This is a genomic window from Providencia manganoxydans, from assembly GCF_016618195.1.
GTDB lineage: Bacteria > Pseudomonadota > Gammaproteobacteria > Enterobacterales > Enterobacteriaceae > Providencia > Providencia manganoxydans.
Window position 1 is genome coordinate 3185448 of sequence record NZ_CP067099.1, and the last position, 20612, is coordinate 3206059.

General features: G+C 37.9%; 20 protein-coding genes and 1 other annotated feature. Of the genes, 11 read left to right on the forward strand and 9 right to left on the reverse strand.

Annotation, left to right across the window (positions count from 1 at the left end):
• Nucleotides 1–8 precede the first annotated feature (8 nt).
• From artQ to JI723_RS14420, 3 genes are all read left to right on the forward strand, one after another.
• Entirely contained in the window at nt 9–749 is a 741-nt protein-coding gene (gene artQ, locus JI723_RS14410; protein ID WP_272581019.1) for an arginine ABC transporter permease ArtQ, read from the forward strand.
• The gene (gene artM / locus JI723_RS14415; protein ID WP_337979531.1) at nt 746–1414 is read left to right on the forward strand and encodes an arginine ABC transporter permease ArtM; all 669 of its coding nucleotides are present in this window, start codon (nt 746–748) and stop codon (nt 1412–1414) included. Before artQ ends, artM begins: the two co-directional genes overlap by 4 nt.
• Nucleotides 1415–1743: 329 nt before the next feature.
• Nucleotides 1744–2865: a hypothetical protein gene (locus tag JI723_RS14420; protein ID WP_272581021.1), complete on the forward strand. Its 1122-nt coding sequence runs from the start codon at nt 1744–1746 to the stop codon at nt 2863–2865.
• Between the two features lie 53 nt (nt 2866–2918).
• On the opposite strand, the gene rlmC is transcribed toward JI723_RS14420, so the two are convergent.
• The 3 genes from rlmC to JI723_RS14435 all read right to left on the reverse strand — a co-directional run bounded on the left by rlmC (nt 2919) and on the right by JI723_RS14435 (nt 5018).
• Nucleotides 2919–4049, reverse strand: coding sequence for a 23S rRNA (uracil(747)-C(5))-methyltransferase RlmC (gene rlmC / locus JI723_RS14425; RefSeq protein ID WP_140180535.1), 1131 nt, complete (start codon nt 4047–4049; stop codon nt 2919–2921).
• Between the two features lie 10 nt (nt 4050–4059).
• Entirely contained in the window at nt 4060–4557 is a 498-nt protein-coding gene (locus JI723_RS14430) for a YbjN domain-containing protein (RefSeq protein ID WP_070924930.1), read from the reverse strand.
• 131 nt (nt 4558–4688) lie between these two features.
• Nucleotides 4689–5018, reverse strand: coding sequence for a YbjC family protein (locus tag JI723_RS14435; protein WP_272581022.1), 330 nt, complete (start codon nt 5016–5018; stop codon nt 4689–4691).
• 293 nt (nt 5019–5311) lie between these two features.
• On the opposite strand from JI723_RS14435, the gene JI723_RS14440 reads away from it, so the two are divergent.
• Complete coding sequence (locus tag JI723_RS14440; protein ID WP_070924932.1) at nt 5312–5575, forward strand: GrxA family glutaredoxin; 264 nt, start codon at nt 5312–5314, stop codon at nt 5573–5575.
• Between the two features lie 242 nt (nt 5576–5817).
• On the opposite strand, the gene JI723_RS14445 is transcribed toward JI723_RS14440, so the two are convergent.
• Nucleotides 5818–6237 carry a secondary thiamine-phosphate synthase enzyme YjbQ gene (locus JI723_RS14445; RefSeq protein WP_272581023.1) on the reverse strand — a complete coding sequence of 140 codons (420 nt, stop codon included), beginning with the start codon at nt 6235–6237 and terminating at the stop codon, nt 5818–5820.
• 309 nt (nt 6238–6546) lie between these two features.
• On the opposite strand from JI723_RS14445, the gene ybjG reads away from it, so the two are divergent.
• From ybjG to JI723_RS14460, 3 genes are all read left to right on the forward strand, one after another.
• Entirely contained in the window at nt 6547–7155 is a 609-nt protein-coding gene (ybjG, locus tag JI723_RS14450; protein WP_070924934.1) for an undecaprenyl-diphosphate phosphatase, read from the forward strand.
• Between the two features lie 848 nt (nt 7156–8003).
• Entirely contained in the window at nt 8004–9320 is a 1317-nt protein-coding gene (locus JI723_RS14455) for a serine/threonine transporter (protein WP_070924935.1), read from the forward strand.
• A 126-nt stretch (nt 9321–9446) separates the two neighbouring features.
• Complete coding sequence (locus JI723_RS14460; protein ID WP_272581024.1) at nt 9447–10814, forward strand: L-serine ammonia-lyase; 1368 nt, start codon at nt 9447–9449, stop codon at nt 10812–10814.
• A gap of 38 nt (nt 10815–10852) precedes the next feature.
• Here the strand turns inward: JI723_RS14460 and JI723_RS14465 are convergent, their stop codons facing one another.
• The 3 genes from JI723_RS14465 to JI723_RS14475 form a co-directional block, all read right to left on the reverse strand.
• The gene (locus tag JI723_RS14465) at nt 10853–11539 is read right to left on the reverse strand and encodes a hypothetical protein (protein WP_272581025.1); all 687 of its coding nucleotides are present in this window, start codon (nt 11537–11539) and stop codon (nt 10853–10855) included.
• Nucleotides 11540–11620: 81 nt separating this feature from the next.
• A complete protein-coding gene (locus tag JI723_RS14470) occupies nt 11621–11953 on the reverse strand; it encodes a hypothetical protein (RefSeq protein WP_319067771.1) in 333 nt (110 codons plus the stop codon).
• Nucleotides 11954–12052: 99 nt separating this feature from the next.
• Entirely contained in the window at nt 12053–13318 is a 1266-nt protein-coding gene (locus JI723_RS14475) for a hypothetical protein (protein WP_272581027.1), read from the reverse strand.
• 419 nt (nt 13319–13737) lie between these two features.
• Here JI723_RS14475 and JI723_RS14480 point away from each other — a divergent pair.
• Nucleotides 13738–14948 (forward strand): IS3 family transposase gene (locus JI723_RS14480; protein WP_319069321.1). Its coding sequence is split into 2 segments (ribosomal slippage): nt 13738–14086 and nt 14086–14948, totalling 1212 coding nucleotides; the frame shifts between segments, so codons are not numbered across the junction.
• Between the two features lie 54 nt (nt 14949–15002).
• On the opposite strand, the gene JI723_RS14485 is transcribed toward JI723_RS14480, so the two are convergent.
• A complete protein-coding gene (locus JI723_RS14485) occupies nt 15003–16208 on the reverse strand; it encodes a serine hydrolase (RefSeq protein WP_337979532.1) in 1206 nt (401 codons plus the stop codon).
• A gap of 301 nt (nt 16209–16509) precedes the next feature.
• Here JI723_RS14485 and JI723_RS14490 point away from each other — a divergent pair, with 301 nt between their 5' ends.
• Nucleotides 16510–17133 (forward strand): glutathione S-transferase family protein, encoded by a 624-nt coding sequence (locus tag JI723_RS14490; RefSeq protein WP_272581029.1) that lies wholly within the window; start codon nt 16510–16512, stop codon nt 17131–17133.
• On the opposite strand, the gene JI723_RS14495 is transcribed toward JI723_RS14490, so the two are convergent.
• A complete protein-coding gene (locus tag JI723_RS14495; RefSeq protein WP_337979533.1) occupies nt 17134–17961 on the reverse strand; it encodes an SDR family oxidoreductase in 828 nt (275 codons plus the stop codon). It lies immediately after the preceding gene.
• A gap of 256 nt (nt 17962–18217) precedes the next feature.
• Nucleotides 18218–18346 (forward strand) — a sequence feature (His leader region).
• Between the two features lie 41 nt (nt 18347–18387).
• On the opposite strand from JI723_RS14495, the gene hisG reads away from it, so the two are divergent.
• Both hisG and hisD read left to right on the forward strand, forming a co-directional pair.
• Nucleotides 18388–19287, forward strand: coding sequence for an ATP phosphoribosyltransferase (gene hisG, locus JI723_RS14500; protein ID WP_272581031.1), 900 nt, complete (start codon nt 18388–18390; stop codon nt 19285–19287).
• Nucleotides 19288–19292: 5 nt separating this feature from the next.
• Nucleotides 19293–20609, forward strand: coding sequence for a histidinol dehydrogenase (gene hisD / locus JI723_RS14505; RefSeq protein WP_272581032.1), 1317 nt, complete (start codon nt 19293–19295; stop codon nt 20607–20609).
• Nucleotides 20610–20612 lie beyond the last annotated feature (3 nt).

Sequence of the window (20612 nt, forward strand, 5' to 3'; positions counted from 1 at the left end):
TATAGTTAATGAACAATTTTCTTTTTCTAACAAGTGCCGCCGGTTTAACCGTCGGCCTTGCTGTTTCTGCTCTAATATTGGGCCTGCTCCTCGCGATGCTATTTACCGCATGGGAATCCGTTCGTTTTAAACCCATCGCCTTCTTAGGTACTTGTTGGGTGACATTAATTCGCGGGTTGCCAGAACTGCTGGTTGTCTTATTTGTCTACTTTGGGACATTACAGCTGATCAATCTATTAGGCGATGGCATCGATATTAATTTAGGTTTTTGGCAAACCACCTTACAAATTGATCCCAGTATTTTCTTTGCAGAAAGTGGACAGTTTGATTTTACCCCATTTGCCTGTGGTGTAGTGGCATTAGCCCTGCTGTATGCATCGTATGCCTCACAAACATTACGCGGTGCATTGAAAGCCGTTCCTTATGGTCAATGGGAAGCCGGTTTCGCACTTGGTCTAACTAAACGAACGATTTTCTTTCGTTTTATTATGCCGCAAATGTGGCGCCATGCCCTACCCGGTTTAGGGAACCAATGGCTGGTACTATTAAAAGATACCGCACTGGTTTCTTTAATTAGCGTAAATGATTTGATGTTACAAACAAAAACCATTGTTAATCGTACTCATGAGCCTTTTACATGGTATGCCATCGTTGGGCTAATCTATCTTGCCATTACTTTATTAAGCCAAGTTATTCTGAAACGAATTGAATTGCGTACAACCCGTTTTGAGCGAGGTGGATCGCAATGATTGATTTGATTTTAAAGGTACTACCTGGTTTACCAACTAGCCTGTCTTTGACCTTTAGTGCATTGCTTGTCGCTTTTATATTAGCCATCTTGTTTACACTAATATTGTCACTCAAAACACCGGTTATTTCACAAGCGGTCAAAGTGTATATCACGTTGTTCACAGGCACCCCACTACTGGTTCAATTCTTCTTAATTTATAATGGACCAAGCCAGTTTAAATCTTTGCAGAATTACCCCATGCTGTGGGACTTTATCTCAACGCCTTGGGTGTGCGCGATGATCGCTCTAGCGCTTAATAGTGCTGCTTACTCAACGTTACTCTTCCATGGGGCAGTAAAAGCGATCCCTTCAGGACAATGGCAATCATGCCAAGCACTAGGGATGTCTAAAGCACAAACAATGCGAATTATTTTGCCTTACGCATTTAAGCGCTCTTTGTCATCTTACTCAAATGAAGTCGTATTAATTTTCAAAAGTACTTCGCTCGCCAGTACGATAACCATGATGGATATTATGGGTTACAGCAGCCAAGTCTTTGGCCAAACTTGGGATGTAATGGCGTTTGTTGCCGCAGGTATCATTTACCTTGTGGTCAACGCAATCTTAACCATTATTATGCGACTTATCGAACGCAAAGCACTGGCTTTTGAGCATAGAAATTAAATTTGAACCTGCATCATTTAAAAGGCTTGTATTAACAAGCCTGAGGTTGCTGACGAAGCGGGATAAAAACGTGGTTTTTCCCGCTCCGTGTTATCAGCCAAAAATCAATAAATTGATTTTCCTTGTTTATTTCAAAACCCCGAACGACTGTTGACAAACATGATATGTTTGTCAACAGTCTGCGGCTTGTATTAACAAGTCTTTTTATTATAGATCCAAACATATATCATTAAATAATTCATGTACATAAGTTACGTGAAATCTACAAGATGAAGAAGGATTCTGCTTTATAGTTAAGCCTATATATCTTTAACAAATAAGGTTTAATTATGCCAAACAAAAAAATAAACTACTCAATAAAATTTAATCAATATCAATTAATAGAATACTTTCATAAAACCCCCTCCAATGAATTTACAAAAAAAATTATTGGTATAGAAAATATTAATTATACCGATGGAGGGCTATGTTATGGGCTAACTGATCGATTCCTTGTTAATGTTTATAAGAACAAAGAAATTCATTTTATTCAAGAGATTATAAGTATATTAAACCTTGTTGCTCCCTCCTGTAGATTCTCTTACCCCGCTAGTTATCAGCAGAAAAAATTCATCTCTTATCATAATGCACATCTTAACCAATTATTTCATAAAATATTTAGGGCACAATTTAATCAAGATATTTCGATTGATATAAGGAATGCTATACATCAATTCAAATACCCTCCTATCAATAAAAATGAAGGTATCAATAACTATATCGATAGAATTATTGATGAAAATATCAAAAACCTCTCTAAATCAAAAAAAATATTAACACCTTACTTTCATGAAATAAAAATATTGATTAAAAAAGTCAACAGATACATTAAATCTAATATTAGCAATATATCTACAACAAAAAATTACCACGATAACTTTTCAATACTATCCGAAAAAATAAGTTCTCATTGTTTTAGCTCTAAAAAGAAATATTTATTAGTAAGCAAAATAGAACTTTTCTTTTATTTTATAGGACAATATTTTTCTCATGAAATAATCAGAAAAACTGAATTCAATAATAATTTGGAAGGTGTATCCTATGATAATAGTCCTATTAATCTTTATGTTTCAATGCCTAATAATGATATAGTTTCATTGGATACATTAAAAAAAATGATAGAGAAATACATTTTAAAAAATCAAGTATTTGCATGTGACCTATGTGATAAAAATCATGCTATGGCCATTACAGTAAAACCATTAACCAACTGTAATAAAACGACATTTGAACTTTTCGACCCCAATAAAGGTGTATTTATCACAAAAAATAAATCTGATTTTTTTGAGTTATTAAAGAAAATCATCAATAAGAAAAACAGTAATTTCTTAATAGATAAAGACGGCGTAAGAAAAATAGAAATAACAAGAAAATTTATTATTGATAAAAACCCCAAAAATAAAATTATCTGATTTGATCATTATTAAATAAAGTCACTTAGATTTAATTAGTGACTTTATTTTTACTAACCATCTCTCATTAGTAGAGTTAATACTTCATAATGAGCAGTATGCGGAAACATATCAAACAATTGTACCTTCACAACCTGATATCCCGCTAATCGCTCAATATCTTTCGCCATCGTTTGTGCATTACAGCTCGAATATAAAATATAGTCAGGCTGCATCGTTGAAAGATATTCACATAAACTTTCACCAATACCACGTCGTGGTGGATTGACTAACACTAACTGAGGGATATCGCCTTTATTGGTTGCAAACTTTGTAGAATCTAAAGCTTGGAACTCCACATTCTGTAGTCCCAGCTCGCTAGCCGACTGTGTCGCACTGGCAATCGCAGGAGCACTAATTTCAATCCCTGTCAGTTTAGTATGTGTCTCCGCACAATGTAGGCCAAACCCCCCAACGCCACAGAATAAATCCCATAGACTGGTAATATTTAAAGCCCTTACCCATTCTCGAGCCGTTTGATAAAGCTTTGCAGCTACTATCGGATTGGTTTGGAAAAAGCTCTTAGGCCGTATAAATAACGGAACTTGGTTAAATTCTTCACGCAACGTTTGCTGTGCAGTGAAAAAGATCTCTTGCTCACCCTCTAAAATAGCCATATGAACGGGTTGTATATTAGCGGTGACAACAACTAACTGTGGAAGTTGCTGTTGTAGCCAAGGCAACGCGTTTTTCAACTGTTCAACTTTCTTTTCTGAACGCAATACAAAGCGCAGCATAAATTGCCCTGTGTGCTGGCTTTGAGTCAATAACAAGTATTTTAATTCGCCGCGCTGACGTTCAATGTTATAGGGTGTTAAACCTGCGCGAGCAATAAACGGTTTCAATACATCAAATACAGCTAAAAAGCCCGATGTGTATAACGGACATTCAGTCAAACTAACTGGTTGGCCAGAAGAATTTATGATCCCGAATATAGGCTTCTCAACACTACCACTTACCACCATTTTGGCTTTGTTACGAAACCCTTGCTGTGGGCTAGCAACCGCAGGGTGAAACACTGAAGCAGATAACGAAGGCAATAACGCAGACAAATTTTCTTGTTTTAGTTGAAGTTGTTGTTCTACCGAAAACTCAAGCCACTGGCAAGAATGGCATTCTCCCACCTGATATTTTTCACAATACATAATTTAAAAACTAATGAATAATTATAGAAGGATTATCATCAACTTCAGGATCGGTCATTTCTTCCTCAAACTCATCTTGGTTTGAATAAAGTAAATTATTACTATAGATTTCAAACACTATTGAGGATATTTGTTCTTCAGCTTGCTGTAAAAAATGACTAAATTGGCGATAGGTCATCCCTGCTTCAAGTGAAAATGATTGGCTAACAATTAATTTAGGCAAATTTTCATTATTGATCTCAAGGAAAACTTTTGCAGTCAATGAACTCGCGTTAATTTGGCTAATGTTAGCAACTAAGGTGATGATCGCTGTCGGTTTTAGCTCTGCTAATGCAGAAAGGACTAACACATTATTGATGATGTCTAGTTTTGCATCAAAGATACCATCAATATTTTGCATATGAGGTAAATGCAGTGCAGCACAAGAATCACACTCGAAATAGGATGTTTTGAGTTGATCTAGCCATTCACGTAATTGTGAAATGTCAGGGTAACAAATAGTATCCATGGGTTATAACCTTCTTCAACTCAAAATGATAACCAGTAAAAATGAACCTGTTCTAACTAACACTTTTAAGATGAGTTAGAAAAGTGGGCAATTTTCACACATTGACTGTGAAAACACCAGTAAAACCATGTTCACTCCCCCTTTTCATCCTTTTTATCATTATCACTAGGTTTTTGCTTTCTACCCGGCCTAGCTGTTTTTTCATTGTCGATACCTAAAAAACTTAATCCATGGATCGCTCGCCAAACAATATTAATTGTGGCTGGGATCAAACAGCCAATACCAACCATCACAATCGCAATCAGAGCCCCTTTTTGCATCAAAGGTTCTGGTAGCTCTAGATAACTATTCATGGCTAAAAGCACCACAATCAACAGCGCAATACCAATCCCTTCTAAAATCAAAATAGGCTTCGGTAAGTCTGATAGTGAACGCATTTGCCGCTGAGGCTTGTTACTCATGGTATATCCTTTTATTCAACATTTACTCACGATACTTCAAATTGCAACCTTTTACAGTGAGCGATAGCGACCGCGTCTGTTCGCAGCAGCCCTGTACTCATGTATGTGCTTACTGTTTGCTCCGCAGGTCGCCTAGATGCACCTCGAATTATTTAGATCGGATAATCTTTTTTAAGATTATAAACCAGACCGATACCAACAAAAGGAAAAATCATCTTTTATTTCTGAGCCGTTATAGGCATAGTAGTGGGCATTGTGAATAAAATACGAGAATTTGTTATATAGGAGATACTATGTACACTGTAATTTTTGGTCGCCCTGGCTGCCCATACTGTGTTCGCGCTAAAGAACTCGCTGAAAAACTCAAAAATGAACGTGATGATTTCGACTATCGTTATGTAGATATCCACGCTGAAGGCTTAACCAAAGAAGATCTGTCAAAGACCGTTGGCAAAGAAGTCCAAACCGTTCCACAAATTTTCATTGATGAAAAACATATCGGTGGCTGTACTGATTTCGAAGCTTACGCGAAAGAGCACCTCGATCTGTATAAATAAGCAATACATCGCGGCTCATCTTTTCATGTTGAGCCGCTTAATTTGTTCAATTCGTGCTACTTCCTACCTAAAGTAAAAAATAATGCAACTTTTTTTTCCTACTTGCGAACTTTCTTATATAAGAGGGGTCTTAATTTATGCCACTGCTTTTCTTTGATGTCCCCATATTGAGGAGCCCGATAGCCAACTATATGTTTTATCGCTATCGGGTTTTTTGTTGCCTATACAAACTCAACTGAGTATCACTCACCTTGCAAAGTGATGACTAACCTACGCTCACCACCATAATTACGATGCTCACAAAGGTAAATTCCCTGCCAAGTCCCCAAATTTAATCGACCGTTTGTTATAGGAAGTACTAAACTCGCGCCTAAAATACTGCTTTTCAAATGTGCAGGCATGTCGTCACTCCCTTCATAATTGTGTTGGTAATAAAGTTCGTTCTCAGGGATCGCATGATTAAAAAAACTTTCAAAATCTTGCCTCACCGTATAGTCCGCATTTTCATTGATGGTAAGTGAGGCTGATGTGTGTTGAATAAATAGATTCAATAGCCCTATCTTGATCTGCTTGAGCTCAGGTAAGTGATGTAAGATTTCATCAGTAATCAAATGGAAGCCTCTTTCTTTTGCTGTTAACCTTATTTCTTTTTGGATCCACATAAGCACTCCTTAAAAAACCTAAATATTTTTGTTAATTATCTATTGAGTAAATCATTAACAAAAAGTAAATTCGCCCCTTTATACTCTAAATACTTCAGGGTGCAGCTAGACAGCCTAAAGTTCAGGCAGCAAGCACATACATGAGTACAGGGCTGCTGCGAACAGACGCGGTCACTATCACTCACTGTAAAACGTTGTAACTTGAAGTATAACGAGTATTTAGGACAAAGGGACTTTACCTGTTATGTGAGAAACTCTACTCTCTCGCTTTAAGTCTTAATTTTCACCCATTTTCCGAGGTACATTACCGTGCTGGAACAATTCAATCTGGATTTGTTTAACCTGATCAATGCAACCCCTGAGTCTGCAAGTGGCACCATTGCATTTGCCACAATCATAGCTAAACGCCTGATCTTACTCTTTCCACTATTTACTGTTGCCTGCTGGTTTTGGGGCGCAAAACCAGATATGGAGCGCCAAAGAGCATTTGTCTGTAAAACGGCTTATGCGTTAGTGATCGGCCTTGCTATTTCATGGCTAGTCGGTTTAATTGCACCTCATGATCGCCCTTTTGTGGTCGGTATTGGCACTAATTTCCTTGATCATAATGCAACTTCTTCTTTCCCAAGCAATCATGGCACCATCGTCTTCACCTTTGTATTTGCATTCTTGTTCTGGCTAAGAACTTGGGTTGGTTTGCTAATGTTAGTTCCCGCAATTGCTATTGCTTGGTCCCGTATTTATCTGGGTGTTCACTGGCCACTCGACATGGCTGGTGCATTTATTTTAGGTATGATTGCTTGCGGATTAAGCCAAATCCTTTGGGCAATTGTAGGTTATAAAATCCAAGCACCTTTGACTCGCTTATATCACCTCATATTCTCCTCCCTTATACGTAAAGGTTGGCTTCAAGCGTAATTATTCAATAATTCAGAGCTGGTGATTTTTAATCCAGCTCTGAACTTTGCGTTGAATCAACATTTTGTTTTATTTTTTTATTCGTAAAATGAACAAAAAAGAACTTTTTCCGAAAAATAAATAACAGTAAATTAACAAATTTTTTGTAACGTTTTTTAATTATTTTTTTCTTCGCGAAATAAGTATTAGTTTTTAGTTTAATGAACTTTATTATTCATTAATGTATTTCCAATAAAAAAACTAAAAAAATGATAACTAATCACCCGATGAATCACTGCCAAAAACGAAAAAATATAATTAAAAATCAACAACATAAAACAAACAATAAAACTATGCCCTGCATTTTTATTCAGTAATTCTTTTTAAAATTAATTTATTTTAACTATATTTATTTTTAATAGCATCACTTCATTAACATAGTAACATTGCCCTCTTTAAATATAGATAAACATATAACTCCTTATGACTGTCTATTTTCTATCAGGATAAATAACACTATTTCCATTTACCTTAAGGTAAATTTTTTAACATTTTTATAAAAATCGATAAATAGCAATATTTAGGACATTTTTCTCTTTTGAGAGTATGATCACGGTGATTTCTACTAAAAATATGTACATTTGCACCCTCAAAATCGGTTTATCAAATTTACATATAAAATTAGCAAAACTGATTGAAAATAAATCTACTCTCAATTTTATATTTATTTCCAATCAGATTGTTACGTAGATACAAAAGACTGCACATTATATTTGGCGATTATTTGTTCGTACCAAAAGATTAAAACACCAGTGAGGTTTTTACCTTCACGGGGTGCCTATTTTTTGACTTTTATTTCGGAGACTATTATGGATACAACTCGAGTTGGTTCCATCGATAAAACAGCCTCGCAAACTAGGGATGCTCGCGCTTGGCGTAAAACTGACACAGTATGGATGCTGGGCTTATACGGTACAGCTATCGGCGCTGGTGTACTGTTTTTACCTATCAACGCAGGTATGAGTGGATTACTGCCAGTTCTACTGATGTTGGTCTTAGCGTTCCCGATGACCTTTTTTGCCCACCGTGGGCTGACTCGATTCGTGCTTTCTGGCTCAAAACCAGAAGGTGATATCACTGAAGTCGTAGAAGAACATTTTGGCCGTACCGCAGGTAACTGGATCACCCTACTTTATTTCTTCGCTATCTATCCAATTCTGTTAGTTTATGGTGTATCTATCACCAATAACGTGCATAAATTCCTAACTGAACTGATGGGCTTTACTGCTCCACCACGCTGGTTATTAGCATTGGTGCTGGTTGGCGGGATCATGACAATTGTTTCTTTTGGTGAAAAATATATTGTCAAAGTGATGAGTATGTTGGTGTTCCCATTCATTGCAGTACTACTCGCTTTCTCTCTGTATATGATCCCTCATTGGAATGGCGCGGTACTCGATACCTTAACCATGGAAGGCATCGCTGAAGCAGCTAAGCACAGCGGCGGTCAAAGCATTTGGGTCACCATTTGGCTAACAATTCCAGTAATGGTTTTTGCATTTAACCACTCACCTATTATTTCAGCTTTTTCTGTTGCTAAACGTGAAGAATATGGCGATCAAGCCGAGCAAAAATGTTCTCGTATCTTAGCATCTGCACATATCCTCATGGTGTTCACTGTCATGTTCTTTGTGTTCAGCTGTGTATTTACACTGTCTTCAGCTGATCTTGCTCAAGCAAAAGCACAAAATATCAGTATCCTTGACTATCTATCTGGTTACTTTGACCAGCCATTTATTAAGTTTGCAGCCGCAATTATTGCTTTCGTTGCTATAATTAAATCATTCCTTGGCCACTATTTAGGTGCTCGTGAAGGTTTCAATGGCTTAGTTGAACGTGCTTATCGCGCAAAAGGTAAAACTATTGATGTTCGCAAATTAAATCGTGGTACTGCTATCTTTATGTTAGTGACTACTTGGTTAGTTGCTACATTGAACCCTGGTGTACTGGATATCATTGAAAGCCTCGGTGGCCCAGTCATTGCTATCTTACTGTTCTTGATGCCAATGTATGCTATCAGTAAAGTCCCGGCAATGCGTAAGTACTCAGGTAAAATCAGCAATGTGTTTATTGTTATCATGGGATTAGTCGCTATCTCTGCTGCAATATACAAGCTGTTCTTCTAATCAGCCTTATAGGAAGGTGTGACCACTCCGGCGGTCATACCTCCCCTCCTCAAAAACGATGCCGGAGCACACGGCATAGCATGCCTTAAAAATTAAGACACTGTTACTATATAGGAAGCGCTGAATATGATTAGCGTATTTGATATCTTCAAAATCGGTATCGGCCCATCAAGTTCCCACACCGTAGGACCAATGAAAGCAGGTAAGCAATTCGTTGAAGACTTGATCCAACAAGACCTACTCACCTCAACCACCCGTGTTACTGTCGATGTGTATGGTTCTTTATCATTGACTGGTAAAGGACATGCGACGGATATCGCAATTATTATGGGTCTTGCAGGTAACTTGCCGGATACTGTTGATATTGATGCTATTCCCAACTTTATTCGTCATGTTGAACTAAGTGGTAAATTACTACTCGCTCAAGGCCAACATGAAGTTGATTTCCCAGCTGAAGGCGGTATGAATTTTCATTCCACCAATTTGCCTTTACATGAAAATGGTATGACCATTACTGCTTATAATGCAGACAAAAGCATTTATAAAAAAACCTATTATTCTATTGGTGGTGGCTTCATTGTCGATGAAGAGCATTTTGGCCAATCTGATGAGCAATCTGTACAAGTCCCTTATCCATATAAATACGCAGCCGACTTACAAAAGCATTGCAAGGAAACAGGGTTATCACTTTCAGCTCTGGTGATGCAAAATGAGTTAGCGCTACACAGTAAAGAAGAAATTCATCAATACCTTTCCGATATATGGAATGTAATGAAAGCAGGTATTGAGCGTGGCGTCACGACAGAAGGGCTATTACCCGGCCCACTACGTGTACCACGTCGTGCAGCTGCGCTACGTCGTCAACTCGTTACTAGCGATAACACCAATACCGACCCAATGGCAGTAATTGATTGGATCAATATGTTCGCATTAGCAGTGAATGAAGAAAATGCTGCGGGAGGTCGTGTCGTCACAGCCCCAACTAATGGCGCCTGTGGCATTATTCCAGCGGTACTCGCTTATTATGACAAATTTATTCGCCCTGTTAATGAAAACTCTTACACTCGCTATTTCTTAGTTTCTGGTGTGATTGGTTCATTATATAAAATGAATGCATCGATTTCGGGGGCTGAAGTTGGCTGCCAAGGTGAAGTCGGTGTCGCTTGTTCAATGGCTGCTGCGGGCCTAGCTGAATTGATGGGTGGTAGCCCTGAGCAAGTTTGTGTGGCAGCTGAAATCGCAATGGAACATAACCTCGGTTTAACGTGTGACCCTGTAGGTGGTCAAGTACAAGTTCCTTGTATTGAACGTAATGCAATCGCTTCGGTTAAAGCGGTTAATGCCGCAAGAATGGCGCTACGTCGTGTCAGTGATCCACGTGTTTGCTTAGATAAAGTGATCGAAACCATGTATGAAACCGGTAAAGATATTAATGCAAAATACCGTGAAACTTCACAAGGTGGCTTAGCGATTAAATTAGCACACTGCGAGTAAACCTAAAGAGGCCAATGACTGTTATTGGCCTCTTTCTGCTACTTTAATAGATGTTCCGAATGATTTTGCCCAATGATAAACATCTTATTTAATTCGTAAACACTGTTAGCCGTTTGATCACCAAAAGCCGTTTCACGTTGCCCAATCATACCGCTGATCATCGATACCAATCCATCAAACATTGAAATAGAAAAATCAAAACAACTGATAAATACATTTATATTAATAATATTCTTTATGATTTTATATGCATTTCCACCTTGTATTATACCATAATTCATGCCACTATTTTGTGCTTTTCCACCATGGCTTTCTATTCTGGTTATTTTATTATAGATAGGGCTTGATTCAATAAAGTCAGCGTGTATTCCCGCAAGATTAATTAGCATATTATTTTCATGATTACCAATTTTTTGATAATCAAATGAATATTTTTTTAGTTCGTTTGTTCCCATCCCATCTTCATGAAAGTTTTTTTCAACTAATTTTATTTTATTTTTTTCATCGCTTAATAGTTTTTTATACTCTTCATCAAGCCTTTTATATTTAATTTTAATTTCAGAAAAACCACTATCCATATCAATAGCATTCTCACCTTGTATAGAATCTTTCATTTTTATCTTTTCCATTTCTTTTTTATTATTTATAATAGATTCATTAGTCATTGAGATAATGTCATGTATAAATCCTAAATATATTTCATTTACTTCCTTGCTAACTTTCATTTCTATTTATTAAAAAGTTAAATTAAATGATTTGTTTTTTATTTTCAGTTAAGTAATAGAATAATGCCTCTATTTCATAATTTACCCTCTCTCTATCATTAAATACTTCCTATTAAAATCCAATGTACCTTTTGTATTTAATCCATTTTTCATTGTTAGTAAATTATTCTGATAATCTTTATTTATAACAGCAAGACACATTATTTCTCTCAGATTATCCCCTTCATTACGAATATCTGTACCTTTTATCATATGATAATTTATACCTTGATTAATCGCATCACCGGCAATAACTGTTCCATAGCCGGTTCCTGAATCTATTGCATTTCCAGAAATAATATTACCGTAATTATATCCTTGATTAACTGCATTACCACCTAAAACACGATTGTGACCATAATCTTTATATTCCATATTATTACTCATAATGGTTCATTACCCTTGTAATTAAAAACCTAATAATCTAACATAGTAAAAAGCCAGAATAATTCTGGCTTTTTACTTAGCGTAAAATTAAACAATATTTTTATCAATTAGAGTGAAATTAGCAATATGGTTAATGCCCTCTTTTACAATTTCCATGTATGAAATTCCAGGAGATACGCTGAGCATGCTGCTCATACTTTCAGCTAAGTTAGATAGAGTAGAATCACTTCTATCATCGGCCTCATTAACCACTCTTGTTATATTCATAAATAATGAATCATATTTAGCTTTATAACTGTCAAATTTAACACTGAGAGAATCATACTTAACATTTAGCGTATCAATTTTTACATTTAATTCTTTGTTTATTTTTCTCAAACCATTCAGAGTTGATGTTTTCTCATTCAATTCTTTTTGTTTCGCATTAATATCAGCAGTTAAATTAGTATTTGATTCTTTGGCTTCATCACACTCTTTTCTAAGCGTTTTGACTACCTTCTGTGCATCAGCAATCATTTTTTTAAATTCATTAATTTTTTCTGAGCTTTCTTTTTCCGCTTTACTTAATTTATTTTTATAGAATGTCAACTCAACCTTAGCATCTTTAAGCTCTTTATTTTTTAAATTATACGATTCTGTTGATTTAGTTAAACTATCCTTTAAACCATCAATTTCTTTTTTCTGTGTTCCTACCAATGATTTTAGCTCTTTAATCGCTTTTTTATTTGAATCTGAAATAGCATTATTTTCAGCAATCACATCCCTTTGCTTTAAGATTATTTCATTTAACTCAGTAATCTCTTTGTGCTTCTTATCGAGTTGAACACTAAGCTCTGCTATCGTTTTTTTATTATTTTCTATTGTTGCTCTGTTTTTTTCTTCTTCTTGAATTAAGCGTTCATTCTCTTGTTTCAGGCTCTCATATTCAGACTGTAATTCAACAAATTCTGACATTGATAACTCAAATATCGCTTCGTTTTTTACATATTCTGCCATGCCTTTTTGAAGCCCCCTAATCGCAACACCACCAGTGATATAACATTGGTTGAAATAACCCTCGCCATTAGATGCACTTCCTCCTAAAACATCATCTTGATTCAAACCATTGTTAATCCCTCCGCCTCCTTGAACATACCCTCTATTATCTCCTTTATTATCAGCTCCCCCCCCAAAAATATTACCTTGATTAATATTATTATTATTAGCATTCCCACCACTCACTGTTCCATCGCCAATACCGGAGTCAAATGCATTGCCCCCTTTAATACGGTTGTAATTAGCACCGCTATTAGCTGCATTTCCACCTTGAACTTTATTTCTACCAAAAGCTGAGTTTATATCTAGCTTAGCCATAATTATTATTCCTTTTTAATATAATTAAAGTGAATCCATTCGCTATAATTTATTTAAATCATTGAATATGAAAAATACAATAATTCACTATCGAATGAATAACTAGATTATGAGTTAATTTAAAAACATTTCAATTGAAGTTTGTCTGTTAAATATAACTCTTTTTCAACTGGTTTTTTAATTAATATATACTCTAAATAATTCGAGATGCAGTTAGGCGACAAGTGAATGAGTCGCTGGGAACCTACATAAGTAGGTGACTAGTGCGAATGAGCGTAGTCAACATATATTAACGAAAAGCACTGCAACTTGAAGTATGACTAGTATATAGAAAAGGCGTCATGTAGGCGCCTTATATATTAAATATGACCGGTCCTAAATAAAGTTGACACTTTTCCAATCTAAAATTGGAGAGTGTAATGAAACCAATAGGTAAACGAACTCAACGTGATTATTCTCTTGCCTTTAAACTGGCGGTTGTTGACCAAGTAGAAAAAGGCGAGCTCACCTATAAACAAGCTCAATATCGATATGGCATACAGGGGCGTTCAACTGTTTTGGTTTGGTTACGTAAGCATGGTAGATTAGATTGGTCGGAAGGTACGCCCAATACTCTTTATAAAGGTGCTGCTATGAACCAAACCTCGGAGCAACAAACACCTGAACAACGCATTAAAGCCCTTGAAAAAGAGCTTGAGGAGATGCAGCTCAAAGCTGATTTTTTTGAGGCGGTTGTCAAAGTGATGGATAGGGATTTTGGAGTTCGCCTCTCAAAAAAGCGCAAAGCCGAGTTATTAAGGAAAAAACGGTTGAAAAACTCACCGTAACCAAAGCTTGTCGTTTTATGAAAATCACTCGGCAAGCCTATTACAAACGTCAAGATACGTCTGATAAGCGGAAAAAATTAGATGCAATTATTGTTTGTGCTGTGAAATCTGAGCGAACAGTTCACCCTAGGCTTGGGGTGAGAAAATTACACTTTCTTTTGAAACAAAAACAATTAATTATTGGTCGTGACCGATTATTTTCTTTGTTGAGAGAACATCGCTTATTAGTGCCTAATAAGCGGTCATATCATCGAACAACATTGAGTCATCATCGATTTCATCGACATCCAAATTTAATTAAATCAGGGTTTATCCCTTCACAACCGGAGCAACTGTGGGTTGCTGATATTACGTATTTATCCACACACGAAGGAGATACTTATTTAAGTCTGATCACCGATGCTTATTCGCGAAAAATAGTGGGTTATCATCTTGATGACAATATGAAAACAAAAGCCGTCAAGAAATCATTTGTACAAGCATTAAAAAAACGAAGTTCAACCACGACCTTGATCCATCATTCAGATCGAGGCTTACAATACTGTTCGTCGGAATATCAGGAAATCCATAAAAAACATAATATTCAATGTTCTATGACGGATGGCTATGACTGTTATCAAAATGCATTAGCAGAGCGAGTCAATGGGATATTAAAAATGGAATATTTGTTAATAAAGCCGAGAAATTTAGAACAGGCTAGGAGGTTGGTTGAAGAATCAATACAGATTTATAATGAAAGGCGACCTCATTTATCATTAAACTATAAAACGCCCGATGAGGTTCATCGAGCATTTTATACCTGAAAAGTTGTCAACCTATATCAGGACTAGTCAATATTAATTATTAATTATTTAAAATTAACCAAATATTGCATTCCACCAGCCGCTCAGTGTTTTAACGATATAATCCCATACTCGGCCAAAGAACCCGGCTTCTTCAACTGCCTCTTTAACCACTAAAGGACGTTGCTCAACAACTTGATCATTTAAGATAAAGTTCACCGTGCCCACCGCTTGGTTTTTCGCTAATGGTGCTTCAATCGATGGATCCGTTAATGTATAGCTGACTTTCAGGTTCTGTAACTGCCCTTTTGGAATGGTGATCGCTGCATCTTTTTCAACACCAAGTGCTACCTCGGATTTATCACCAAACCACACACGTTGCGTCTGTAATGTCTGATCTGCTTTAATTGGCGTAACCGTTTCAAAGAATCGGAATCCCCACGTAAGTAGTTTCTCACTTTCAGAAAAACGCACTCTATCACTTGGCGCCCCAAGTACCACTGAGATCAAACGCATTGGCCCATCAGTCGCAGACGCCACTAAATTATGCCCTGCTCCACTGGTATGCCCCGTTTTTACCCCATCAACATTTAGGTTTTGGCTCCACAATAAACGGTTGCGATTGGGCTGACGGATCTTATTAAAAGTAAATTCTTTCTCTTTATGCAATGCGTATTCTTCAGGCACATCACGGATCATCGCTTGTGCAAGAACGGCCATATCACGCGCGGTACTATATTGCCCCTCAGAATCTAGGCCATGCACCGTTTTAAAGTGGGTATTTGTCAGCCCTAATTGCTTAACATATTGATTCATCAAACTGACAAATGTGTCTTGGCTACCTGCTACATAATCGGCAAGCGCAATGCTGGCATCATTACCGGATTGGATCACGATACCTTTATTTAAATCTAATACCGAAACACGATCTTTTGGCTTTAAAAACATCAAAGAAGAGCCTTTCAACACAGGGTTCCCTGTAGCCCATGCATCAATGCCAACCGTGACCATATCTTGTGGTGTGATCTTTCCTGCTTTAATCGCTTGTCCCACAACATAGCTAGTCATCATTTTTGTCAAACTAGCAGGATCTAAACGTTCATCAGGGTTCCCTGATGCCAATATTTTGCCGCTATCGTAATCCATCAGTACATAAGCTTTTGCATCAATCTGTGGAGCAACCGGCGCTTCCGCTGCGTAAGTATAACTACTTATCGCAAGCAAAAGGCCCAATCCACTTCCTAGATAACGCGCCTTTAGCGTGAATATTTTTCTGTCCATCGGTTACTCCTTTACAAATACGAAAACGGTTAATTCATTATTAATGTAGGACTTTTTACCCAATTTAGCCACTGAGGGTAAATAGAGATTGTTGCTATGATACGATCTCATCTATCTTATTTAAGGTACAAATGATTTGAACATATACTCTAAATAATTCGAGGGGCAGCTAGGCGACAAGCGAACGAGTCGCTAGGAGCATAGATAACTATGTGACCGGCGTGAGTGAACGTAGTCAACAAAGCTGCAACTTGAAGTATGACGAGTATAAACAACAAAACATAAAATCATGGAGCAAATTATGTTAACTGTATGGGGTCGTAAAAACTCTTCAAATGTCAAAAAAGTCCTTTGGTGCCTTGAAGAACTCAATGTTGCTTATAACCAAAAAGATGTCGGTGGCCCATTTGGCGGACTTGACACACCTGAATATAAGAAAATGAATCCCAATAGCACCATCCCAACTCTACAGGATGATGACTTTACCCTGTGGGAATCCAATGCCATTTTACGTTATCTTACGGAAAAGTTTGATCAATCTCACTTATTAGTCGCACAAGGTATTCAAGCGAAAGCAGCGGCAGATAAGTGGATGGACTGGGGTTGTGGTAGTTTATTCGATAATATCAAACAAATGATGAATAAAATTGTCCGTGTTCCAGTTGATGAGCGCGATCCAGAAACAGCTCGGGTCATCTATCACAATATTGAAAAGCTACTGACGATTGCTGATGATGCACTCGCCACTCAACCTTACTTTAATGGACAAAATTTTGGTATTGCGGATATCGCAATTGCCCCCCTTTTCTACCCATGGCATGAAATTGTTACCGAGCGCCCTGAGTTTCCTCATTTAGAGCGCTGGTTTAACCAATTAAAAACGCGTCCGGCGTTTCAAAAAATTGTTTTGATCCCTTTGAAGTAATTAAAGACTCATAGGCATTTGCATTGGGTTTGGATATTGATATTCAAACCCAAGCTCCTCACAGATAAGATTGCCGTTTACCACCTTACCTTTATCAACCTCAGTCTCTTCAATAAATTCAGGAAGCTCTAAATTCAATAATTGCGATGCTTGATGGTAAAATTGATCGCGTTGTGGATGCTCTGGAGCGCAAAGATTATAAATATGGCCACCTTGAGGCTGCTGAAGCAATAATTGGATCGCCGCGATTACATCATCTTGATGAACAATATTAACGGGTTGGGCTGCTCCTTTGAGGGATTTTTTACCTGCAAGGAAACGTCCAGCATGGCGATTTTCCCCAACTAAGCCCGCTAAACGTAAAATATCGACAGCAATATTAGGCAACCCATGTAACCAATCTTCCACGTCGATAAGTGCTTGAGCAGATGCGGTTTCCGCTTGCCTTTCACTTGATTCATCTATTTCACCAACGGCTTGCCCATAAACTGATGTCGATGACGTAAAAATGACGCGAGGAATGTGAAACGTGATTGCGGTATCAACCAATAAACTAATGGCTTCAACGTAACGTTCTACATTGACTTTTGACGGAGGAAGTAAGATCACTAACGCATTTGAATCCTCCATTAATTGCTGTAAATCATCAGGCTCACACTCTAATTCAGCGGTTAACTGCAAAGGGTAGCAATCAATGCCAATCGCACGTGCCGCAGCAACCCCGTCAGAAGTGGTCTTGGTTGCAGATACTTCAATTCCATCTTCTATTAAGGCTCTTGCAAGCGGTAACCCTAACCAACCTAATCCAATAATTGTGACCTTTTTCATCTATAACCACTCCCCACTCATAGGCATTTATTTGCTATTAGCATAACGAAAAATCTTTTAACTTCCGAACCTATTATTTTTGCAATTATTCACTACGAAACTACTCACTACCAACAATTATTGATTATTTTGAAAAAAAGGGTTGCATTGTGATCACTAAATCGGATAGGTTGTTACCTAGTGAATGTTTAAGCAACTGACAAAAACTAACAATCTAGGTAACGGAAGCTATTATGAATCGTATTTCTCGCAACCATCATCATCACCATCATCCTGATTAGTCTTTCGGGCGATGTGTGCTGGAAGACGATCAACGACTCTTCCGGTGGCTGAAATGCGAAATAGAGAAAACCCTCGGAAGATAAACTTCCGAGGGTTTTTTTATTATTAATCAAAAAATTATTACAAGATAAGCAGGGTAAAATTATGTTAGACAAATCACGATTAAGAATTGCCATCCAAAAATCAGGTCGTTTGAGCGATGATTCAAGAGAACTGTTGGCACGTTGTGGTATTAAAATTAATTTACAACAACAACGACTGATTGCTTATGCAGAAAATATGCCTATTGATTTACTTCGAGTGCGAGATGATGATATTCCAGGACTGGTAATGGATGGCGTAGTTGACTTGGGGATCATCGGTGAAAACGTATTAGAAGAAGAACTATTAAGCCGCCTTGCACAGGGCAATACCCCTTCCTATAAAACACTGCGTCGCCTTGATTTCGGTGCATGTCGCCTCTCGTTAGCTGCGCCTCTCGATTTCAATTATACAGGCGCTGAATGTTTAAATGGAGCACGTATTGCAACATCCTATCCGCACTTACTAAAACGTTACTTCGATGAAAAAGGCATTCAATTTAAGTCCTGCTTACTCAATGGCTCTGTTGAAGTCGCCCCACGTGCCGGCCTTGCAGACGCTATCTGCGATCTCGTCTCAACAGGTGCAACATTAGAAGCCAATGGCTTAAAAGAAGTGGAAGTGATCTACCGTTCAAAAGCCTGCTTAATCCAACGTGATGGCGAAATGTCCGCTGATAAGCAGCAATTAATTAACCGGATGATGACGCGTATTCAAGGTGTTATCCAAGCGCGTGAATCAAAATATATTATGTTGCACGCGCCAAGTGAACGTTTAGACGAAATCATTGCCTTGCTACCGGGTGCGGAACGTCCAACACTACTGCCATTAGCCGGTGATCAAAATCGTGTTGCAATGCACATGGTCAGTAGCGAAACCTTGTTCTGGGAAACCATGGAAAAACTCAAAGCATTAGGAGCAAGCTCCATTTTGGTTCTGCCAATTGAAAAAATGATGGAGTAATCGGCATGAAAATGGGATTTAACCAACCAATTCGCTGGTCTGACTGTAACGCTGATGAACAAAAAGCCTTACTCACCCGCCCCGCAATTGCTGCATCAGATAATATTGAAAATGCGGTCAGGCAAATTATTGAACAAGTCAAAGCTGATGGTGATAACGCTTTAATTGAGTTAAGCCAACGTTTTGATAAAACGACAATTTCAACTATCCGTGTTTCAAGCGATGCCGTTGAACAAGCCGAAGCGCGTCTTAGCGATGACATAAAAGTCGCGATGAAAACTGCAATTGGTAATATCCGTCGCTTTCATGAAGCGCAAAAACCTGAAGTGATCCGTGTTGAAACACAATCAGGTGTCGTTTGCCAACAAGTCACACGACCCATTGATGCGGTTGGTTTATACATTCCTGGTGGTTCAGCACCATTACTTTCAACCGTGATGATGCTTGGTACCCCTGCAAATATTGCAGGCTGTCGACAAATTATTTTGTGCTCTCCACCGCCGATTGCTGATGAAATATTATATGCGGCAAAATTATGTGGGATCAGTGATATTTATCAAGTCGGTGGTGCGCAAGCCATCGCCGCAATGGCTTTTGGTACTGACAGTATTCCTCCGGTTGATAAAATTTTTGGCCCCGGTAATGCCTATGTCACAGAAGCCAAACGCCAAGTCAGCCAGAGCCATGAAGGTGCTGCGATTGATATGCCTGCGGGTCCATCTGAAGTCTTAGTCATCGCAGACAGCCAAGCAAACCCTGCATTCACCGCATCTGACTTGTTATCACAAGCCGAACATGGCCCTGATTCACAAGTTATTTTATTAACCGATAGCGCAGAATTTGCACAACGCGTTATTGATGAAACTGAAAAACAGCTCGCGGAACTATCGCGTGCAGATATCGCTAGAGCAGCATTAAACGCCAGCCGTGTCATCATCGCTGATTCAATTGAACAATGTGTTGCTATTAGTAATCGCTATGGTCCTGAACACTTGATTTTACAAACGCGTAATGCAGATGATTTAGTCGATAACATAAGCAGTGCCGGCTCAGTATTTGTGGGAGATTGGTCACCTGAATCAGCCGGTGACTATGCTTCAGGTACTAATCATGTGTTACCAACATACGGTTATACATCGACATACTCAAGCCTTGGGTTGGCAGATTTTATGAAACGCATGACCATCCAAAAGCTGTCACCACAAGGACTATTAGGGCTAGCAACCACCATTGAAACTTTAGCGCAGGCAGAAAGTTTAACTGCCCACAAAAATGCTGTGACCTTACGCGTCACCGAACTAAAAAAACAAAATCAGGAGTAAGTC

Coding starts and splice junctions, on each gene's coding strand:
- JI723_RS14485 (WP_337979532.1), bottom strand. CDS start 16,208: ATGGACAGAAAAATATTCACGCTAAAGGCGCGTTATCTAGGAAGTGGA.
- JI723_RS14430 (WP_070924930.1), bottom strand. CDS start 4,557: ATGGATACTATTTGTTACCCTGACATTTCACAATTACGTGAATGGCTA.
- artM (WP_337979531.1), top strand. CDS start 746: ATGATTGATTTGATTTTAAAGGTACTACCTGGTTTACCAACTAGCCTG.
- artQ (WP_272581019.1), top strand. CDS start 9: ATGAACAATTTTCTTTTTCTAACAAGTGCCGCCGGTTTAACCGTCGGC.
- hisG (WP_272581031.1), top strand. CDS start 18,388: ATGTTAGACAAATCACGATTAAGAATTGCCATCCAAAAATCAGGTCGT.
- JI723_RS14435 (WP_272581022.1), bottom strand. CDS start 5,018: ATGAGTAACAAGCCTCAGCGGCAAATGCGTTCACTATCAGACTTACCG.
- JI723_RS14475 (WP_272581027.1), bottom strand. CDS start 13,318: ATGGCTAAGCTAGATATAAACTCAGCTTTTGGTAGAAATAAAGTTCAA.
- JI723_RS14495 (WP_337979533.1), bottom strand. CDS start 17,961: ATGAAAAAGGTCACAATTATTGGATTAGGTTGGTTAGGGTTACCGCTT.
- JI723_RS14460 (WP_272581024.1), top strand. CDS start 9,447: ATGATTAGCGTATTTGATATCTTCAAAATCGGTATCGGCCCATCAAGT.
- JI723_RS14465 (WP_272581025.1), bottom strand. CDS start 11,539: ATGAAAGTTAGCAAGGAAGTAAATGAAATATATTTAGGATTTATACAT.
- JI723_RS14455 (WP_070924935.1), top strand. CDS start 8,004: ATGGATACAACTCGAGTTGGTTCCATCGATAAAACAGCCTCGCAAACT.
- rlmC (WP_140180535.1), bottom strand. CDS start 4,049: ATGTATTGTGAAAAATATCAGGTGGGAGAATGCCATTCTTGCCAGTGG.
- JI723_RS14420 (WP_272581021.1), top strand. CDS start 1,744: ATGCCAAACAAAAAAATAAACTACTCAATAAAATTTAATCAATATCAA.
- JI723_RS14470 (WP_319067771.1), bottom strand. CDS start 11,953: ATGGAATATAAAGATTATGGTCACAATCGTGTTTTAGGTGGTAATGCA.
- hisD (WP_272581032.1), top strand. CDS start 19,293: ATGAAAATGGGATTTAACCAACCAATTCGCTGGTCTGACTGTAACGCT.
- JI723_RS14445 (WP_272581023.1), bottom strand. CDS start 6,237: ATGTGGATCCAAAAAGAAATAAGGTTAACAGCAAAAGAAAGAGGCTTC.
- JI723_RS14490 (WP_272581029.1), top strand. CDS start 16,510: ATGTTAACTGTATGGGGTCGTAAAAACTCTTCAAATGTCAAAAAAGTC.
- JI723_RS14440 (WP_070924932.1), top strand. CDS start 5,312: ATGTACACTGTAATTTTTGGTCGCCCTGGCTGCCCATACTGTGTTCGC.